4 protein-coding genes and 1 pseudogene are annotated in these 7,464 nt (G+C 28.5%); 4 read left to right on the forward strand and 1 reads right to left on the reverse strand.

What is annotated here, in order from left to right; translation table 11 throughout:
- The first annotated feature begins 364 nt into the window (after positions 1–364).
- Positions 365–1,222, forward strand: a complete 858-nt coding sequence (locus ACFSO7_RS21940) for a DUF3800 domain-containing protein (protein WP_377879575.1) — start codon at positions 365–367, stop codon at positions 1,220–1,222.
- 990 nt (positions 1,223–2,212) lie between these two features.
- Here the strand turns inward: ACFSO7_RS21940 and ACFSO7_RS21945 are convergent.
- Positions 2,213–3,811: an ATP-dependent nuclease gene (locus tag ACFSO7_RS21945; RefSeq protein ID WP_377879576.1), complete on the reverse strand. Its 1,599-nt coding sequence runs from the start codon at positions 3,809–3,811 to the stop codon at positions 2,213–2,215.
- A 223-nt stretch (positions 3,812–4,034) separates the two neighbouring features.
- Between ACFSO7_RS21945 and ACFSO7_RS21950 the strand changes: the two genes are divergently transcribed.
- The 3 genes and pseudogenes from ACFSO7_RS21950 to ACFSO7_RS21960 form a co-directional block, all read left to right on the forward strand.
- Entirely contained in the window at positions 4,035–4,808 is a 774-nt protein-coding gene (locus tag ACFSO7_RS21950) for a hypothetical protein (protein ID WP_377879577.1), read from the forward strand.
- Between the two features lie 483 nt (positions 4,809–5,291).
- Positions 5,292–6,239: a TIR domain-containing protein gene (locus tag ACFSO7_RS21955; protein ID WP_377879578.1), complete on the forward strand. Its 948-nt coding sequence runs from the start codon at positions 5,292–5,294 to the stop codon at positions 6,237–6,239.
- Between the two features lie 825 nt (positions 6,240–7,064).
- A pseudogene (locus tag ACFSO7_RS21960) lies at positions 7,065–7,464 on the forward strand (IS21 family transposase); the annotation flags it as partial.

The following is a 7,464-nucleotide window of genomic DNA, read 5'->3' on the forward strand; positions in this document are numbered from 1 at the left end:
GGTGATTCATATGGATAATGAAAGCCATCGATTGAAGAACCAACAAAGGATTTTCAAAGATTAAAAAGTGTTCAGTGCTAATGAGCAAAAAGTGTCCAATTGGGGTTGACGGTTACATCTGGGTGTTGGTGGGAAAATTCCTTTTGAAAACCGTTTTTTACTAATAGTTTTACATCACAAGAAGGACAATTACCTTTTTCTTTATTGGTACCTTTTAAAAAACTCCATTTCATATTACTGTCAGACTAAAGAAATCCTTCTTTAGTCTTTATTATCGTTTACATGAGAGTAATCGCATATCCCTTCACCACATAAAGTTTTATTTTTCATGTTATATGTAAAATATTAGAATGAAAATACTATTATGGAATTAAAAAAACTAAAGTTAAATTTGCTCGTGCAATGCACATACCTACTAAGTATAGATACAAAAAGTGACGTTTCTACTCATTTCATAATTGTTGCTATTCTTGTTACCGGATCTAATAAAGAGATTTTAGAGGGAAAAGTAGAATATATAAGGCAGAAGTATTTTCAGAATGGCGAAATAAAATCCAGTAAAATAAAAAATAACCATAAGAGAAGAATTTTGATTCTTAATGAGATTAAGGATCTTCCTTTCAATGTTTTTGCGTATGTTATAGATAAAAGAAAAATAAGAAACGATGGTGGTATTCGTTATAAGAAGGTATTTTTTAAGTTTTTAAACAGGTTATTATATGATGATTTATTCAGAACTTATGAGCAACTTGAACTTGTAGCAGATGAATTTGGAAATAAAGAATTCATGGAAGAGTTTAAAGGGTATGTAAAACGTAGGAGTATCCCTGACTTATTTAACATCTCCGATTTCGGATTTAATAATAGCAAGTCTAATATTCTTATTCAATTGGCTGATCTGTTGGCTGGAACTATTGCCAAGGGATACGATAAAAATCAACTTACCGATGAATATCAGTCTTTTCATAAAACTATAGAAAAACGCATTATTAGATTGGAATTCTGGCCGAAGGACTATAGAAATTTTTTGGTTGAACCAATAAAAACAGGAAATAACGATTTATATGATGAAGTAATTTTAAAACAAGCTATTAATTTGGCATATCAATATATAGATAAATTTAGCAAAAATGAAGAAATTGATGAAAAAGACAGAATTGATTTTTTAAAATTTCTTTTATTAAAAGTACATCAAAACCCCACGGAGTATATATACTCATGAAATTATTGATAACCTCAATGCGGTTAGAAATCAAAAAATTAACACTCATTATTTTAGATCTAACATCGTATCTAAGTTGCGTGATAATGGATTATTAATTGCAAGTAGCAACAAGGGATACAAACTACCTATTTGTATAGAAGATCTGTATGACTTTGTAAACCTTACAAGTTTGAATATACACCCAATGATTCAGAGAATAACAAAATGTAGAGACCAAATTCTATTAGCTACCAATAATGAAATAGATATCCTTAATAAAACGGAATATGAAGATTTAAAGAAATTTGTAGAGCTTTCAAAGGAATTGGGTTAGTAATATATCTTAAGGTTAGTGATAATTGAGCAAAGAGACCATCCATAACTATATGAAAGTGTTGAAGAGAATGAAGGAAACGTTGGGACGGTTCCTTCGTTTCTCAACAGCGAAAAGTAGACACTCGCTTATCTATGAGACTGTAAGTTGATAAGGGGTACTAACCCCTAAATGATAACGAACAAGATATTATCAGCTTAATGTTCATTAAAATACATTAAAGCCTTTCGGCCAAATTCTAAGAAATAAAAGGTAAACACCACTACACCATTATATCTGCCATCACCATCCAAGCAATGTGGAGGTAGTTTCTAAAATTAAATTGAGGAATAAGTAAAAATCAGTAATCACACTAAGGCCATTTTTAATTAAATGGTCTTTTTTATTCTAGTACAATTGTTCAGTAAACGGGCCATATTGTGGAATAAATATAATTGGTTTAAGAATAAGTGTGAAGAACCTTATCATAAGTAAATGAGAAACCCGCATCTGAATTTAGATACAGGTTTTATAGAATTATAAATTATTTAAGATTTGTATTAAATTTATTAATTCTTTTGAGAGAATACCTTCATTAGAGCGATTATTAAATTCATAATAATTATAGTTCGGAATGTATTCAATTGTTTTATTATTAATTTTTAATACATGGTCGGGTATTTGTAATACTACTTTTAATTCTCGCAAAGTTTTAATCTCATCGACATTTTTTTTGCATTTGCTTGGTTTAAAATCAAACTGATTTGTATTATTACCAAATATTTGGATAATCCATTTTTTAAAGAGTTATAATCTGATGACTTTAAGTTAGGTTCATTTATTTTTTTTGAATCAAATAGTGGAGCAAATTTATTTTTTTGTTCATTTTTATATAGCTCTTTCTCAATATCAATTATTGTAGGAATCCATTCACCAAACTCAGTTAAGAAGCTTTTTAACATTTCGTCTGACATATGTAATCTTTTAAGTTTAAAAGAGAGTGAATCTTTTAATTCTTTTATAACTTTTGAAGACTTAACACTTTTTTTTATTTTAGTTTTTTTGAAGGCACTTTTTAAATAATCCTCAAGAACAAAAGTAGAAATTAATTTATTATTAAATTTAGCTTCTAACTCATTTAATGATTCGTCATATGTATTAATAAGATCAATATAAGATTTTCTATTGATGAAGTATATATGATCTTTTTTAATTATTTGCACAAATTGCTTAGCATACTCTATACCGTCCTTATCAAAGTCGAAAATAGCATAGATTAGTGGGTTTTTTTTGTACATCGAACGTAAAAGGTTTAAAAATGGAGTGAGTTTTTCTGAACTCAAAATTTGATCTTGTCCATCTATAGAGATAATTTCAATTTCATATAATTTAAGTTTGTCATGTATCAACGCTTCAAAAAATTGTTTATCAGATTTCCCTTCTACAAGAAGGAATTTTTTGTATGGTAATATTGAAGAAAATGTAGGAGAACTATATATTTTTTCAACTATATCATTATTGCCATCAGATATTAGAAATTGCTCTGTTTGAGAGATATATTTATTATTCTCTAAAGTTCTATGAGTAAGCGTAATACTACATTTGTTTTTTATATAATGTTCAAGAGTAAATAAATTTGTTGTTGTAAGAATCGAATTTACTTTCTGAGAGAGTATTTGATTCAAAATAGGTTCTAAGGCAGCTGGGTGAATCTTATTATCAGGTTCATCAAAAGCAATTATAATTTTACTAGGGTCTGAAGTTTTAATAATGTTAGAAAGTTCATATAGAGAACTACTTAAGAATTTTATTGCTAATTCTCCCTTACTTAGATGGCTTTGAACAAAAGTTTTTTTATAATAAATAAAATTATATTTGAAGAATTCTTTTATAATAGGTGTACTTGTTTGTTTAATATCAAAATTGCAAGTAATAGAAATGTTCCCATCGTGATGGTATTTTTTCTTAACAAAATATGTATCATCATTAAATAAGAAATGAAATTTAATTTCAAATGCAGTTTTATTATGGGAAAAATGTGATAAATGTTGACTTTTATGACGAGAAGTACGATTAGATATATAGTGTTGAAATATGTTAATAGTGTCTTTTGGATTATCAGCCTCATTAATTAAAGTACCATACAGATTGTGTTGTTCTGAAAAGAACAGAGTAAGAGAATCTATCACAGTTGTTTTTCCAGAACCATTGGATCCATAAATTAAATTATGATTTGTTAACTTAAAGCTAATATTCTTATACTGTTTAAAATTAGTTAAATCTATTTTTAACATTATTACTTCTCCTTTGAAACATATATTATATCTATAATCATATACAAATATTAATTTTGAGGAAACCTCATTTATTACATCACTGTGAACCGTATCATGAGCAAGTGAGGTTACTTAGTTTGTCAAATTAATACAGTCTAACAAGATTAGTTAGGTTGTTTTATTTAGTATAATTTACTAAAATCAACTTTTGAAAAGTAGTTTTTAGAATTGGGAGGAAATTATGAAAAGTACATTTTTAGACATGATACTAAATCAGAATTATGATTTAGAAGAAGTTCGTACAAGGTTAGATATGGTGAAAATGAATATTTTTAATACAAAAATTACTGAAATGCCAATATCACTTCAAGATGTCCATGTAGATTTGTTGGTCTTATTGGATCAAATGATGCCAACTTATATCGGAGTAGCATATCATTATAATAAATATATAGATGATTTATATTTTGATATATCATGGGATGAAATTAAATATACAATATCAGAATCAGAATATGTGTCTACAGCTGTTAGAGAAGCTAAATTTATTACTAACCTTCAAAGTGTACTAACAACGATAAAAACTGGACTTGATAGATTAGTTGCGATTTTTTCATATTATTATAATGGTTTTTCAAGCGATACAACATTTGGACATATTAAAGAAAGTGGAAGTTTTAAAGGGTTTATGAATACTGTAGATAGGCTAAAAAAAGAAGATGAATTAATGAGCTATATTTATGATCAGTATATAGAATGGATTTCATTTGCTGTAAAGCCTAGAAACATAATCATGCATTATAATGATTTAACAACATCTTGGCATTATGATTCAAAACTTAATTGCTTAATTCCTATACATACTTGTAAAAAAGTTTTGGGTAAAGAACATAAATCTCTTGTATTTAACTTTACAACAATAAGAGATTATTGTGAAAAATGGTATAAGTTTTTTGGAAAAGTTTTTTCATACTTAGCGAATAAAGATATAATTTATTCAAAAACTAGAATATAAAATTAAATAAGTTTTTGATTAATAACTAATTATTCATTTTGAATTTTATGGCCTAATCTTATTGATTTTTGGAAACAAATTTGAACCATAGTTGTTAAAAAGAATGGTAGAGGAAAACCGCCTTTAGACTTGTGGAGAACCGAATCACAAATAGTGATAAATCACAACTTGTTTTTTGCAATTAAGTATTTGAGTAATTGATAACCATTTTTCAAATTTAGTTATTCAACAAACCAGCTAAAAGAAGCTCATTATTACGTTAAAGGGCACTTTCTTGTAATAAGGAAAGTGCTTTTTCCATTTTAGGGCTAGATTGTTCAAAAACTGCTATCTTTGAAAATGGATGTTTATGTTAAAGTGTAATAAGTTTGTGAAAAATGTATTTCAAATAATGGGCTATATAGTTTAATAATCTTTTATTTTCTATCATACCTTCCTATGGTAAAGTTATCCTTAGAATTTGTTTATTGTACGGAGGAGAATATGGCAAACATCCTATTTACTTTTGCTAATGAAGATATGGAACTTACATATCAATTAGCTGACTACTTAAAAAAGGATGGGCATGAAATATTGTACCCATCTAAAGCTATTCTGCTTGGAAGAGTTCTAAATGAATTTTCATTAAAATTAAATACAACTGATTTCTTAATAGTTGTTCTCACTAAAAATAGTATTAATAGCAAATTGGTTTTATCTGAGATTTCCACTGCAATTGGATATTATCAAGAAAGAAAAAAACCAAGAATCATCCCAATTATTTTTGATGATGTAAGCATTCCTGAAATTTTGATGCCTTTCCAAGGATTAAGAACTTCAAGAGATAAACTTGAAGGCACTGCTATTATAATTTCCAATGATATTTCAGAGTATGTAGGTAAATTTCAAGCAATTGATGAAGAGAAAAAGGAAACTATTGATAGGGTTACCGAAATTTCCGGAAAATATATATCGGAGTCGATTTCAAGACTTGAATTAAAAGAAAAAATATATCGACGAATTGCATATCTTTGCTATTCATTATGTGGTATTAGTTTAATCGTTGCTATTGTATTTATTTTATTTAAGGCAAATTTTTTATTAAACTCTAAATTAGAAATAACAAGCTCAAAACTAATTCAACTATCTTTATTAGGGTTTGTTTTACTCGCTTTGATAGTTTCTATTTCAAGATTTTTATTTTTAATTGGAAAATCCTTTATGGTTGAATCACTTAGAAATTCTGATAGAATACATGCAATTTCATTTGGAGAATTTTATCTAAAAGCTTTTGGTGATAAAGCTGACTGGAATGAAATTAAAGATGCATTTCAACATTGGAATATTGATAAAGGTTCAACATTTATTTCACAAAGTGCTAACGACTTTGATCCTGAAATATTCAAAAACATTATTGAATTTACAAAATTAATAACAAAAAGTAATAAGTGATTGTAAAGGATAGGAATGCTATAGGGGTATTAGTGGAAGAACAATTAAGTGATTTTAGGATTCAGACATAACTTAGTTATTCCATTAAATGGCGCGATTGTTGAAAAGAAAGTCTATATTTATGCAAAATTAGGTAAACACCACCACAACATTTTATCTCAATCATTATTCAAGCCATGTTGACTGAGGGAACAAACGTCATATCAAAAGCGATACTTATTGGATAAGCATCGCTTTTCTTATCAAAAATATTTAAATATTTATTCGTACTATGAGTTACTTGCTAACATTTTGCTAACGCAATCCAGTGAAAAGGGATAAAACACCGTTAAAGATGTTACAGACAGAAATTAGCAAAACCTTGATTTACCTCACTTTTCGCACACATCGTTAAAGATATTACACACTCTCACCTTAGGGGCGGCATGATGTAAAGACCGCTAAAACCCTTGGTAAATCAGGTTTTAAAGCGATTTGATAACAAAATGCTAACAACAGATATATAAAAGAGGCTTCTAGTTGATTAAACTTTTGAGAAGCCTTTTTCTGTTGCTTACGATAGAATGTGATGCATTATCAATTAGACAAGTCTTATTCAACCAGACTAGATTAACTGTTGTATTACGTAGTAGACTTTATACTGCGCATTAAAGTTCTACATAAATGATTTCTCTGCTGTTTATGGCAAACTATTAATGTAGTGAATGGCCATTAATTTGTGCATGGCTTAGAATCTTGCACAAAATAAAAAAACCACTTGCCAACAATTCCTAAATACCATACCCTCCTAGTTGGGCAAACCATTCAACGGGAGGTATTTAAGGAGTGTTAACAGTGGTCGAAATAAATTATATCAGACAAGAGGTAAACACAAAAGGGTGTTCTTACTCTGATGTTGCCAAGAGGATGAGTATAGATCCTAGAACCGTTAAGAAGTATGCGGATATGGAAGATTTCAATATTGATGAACAACCCAAGCAAATCAGAAAGGCTAAAGTGATGGATCCAGTTAGACCTATATTGGATAAGTGGATTGAGGAGGATCTAAAGAAGAAAAAGAAGTTTAGAAGAACAGCTAAAAGAATGCATGAATTATTAAAAGAACAATATGAATTTCAAGGCTCAGCAAGGTCAGTGAGACGTTATGTGTCTGACCGTAAAAAAGAGTTATTAGAAGTGAGTGAAACCGCAGCATTACCATTAGAGGCTAAACCGGGAACAGCAC

This window comes from Bacillus sp. CGMCC 1.16607, from assembly GCF_042683745.1.
In the GTDB taxonomy this organism is placed as follows: Bacteria; Bacillota; Bacilli; order Bacillales; family Cytobacillaceae; genus Pseudoneobacillus.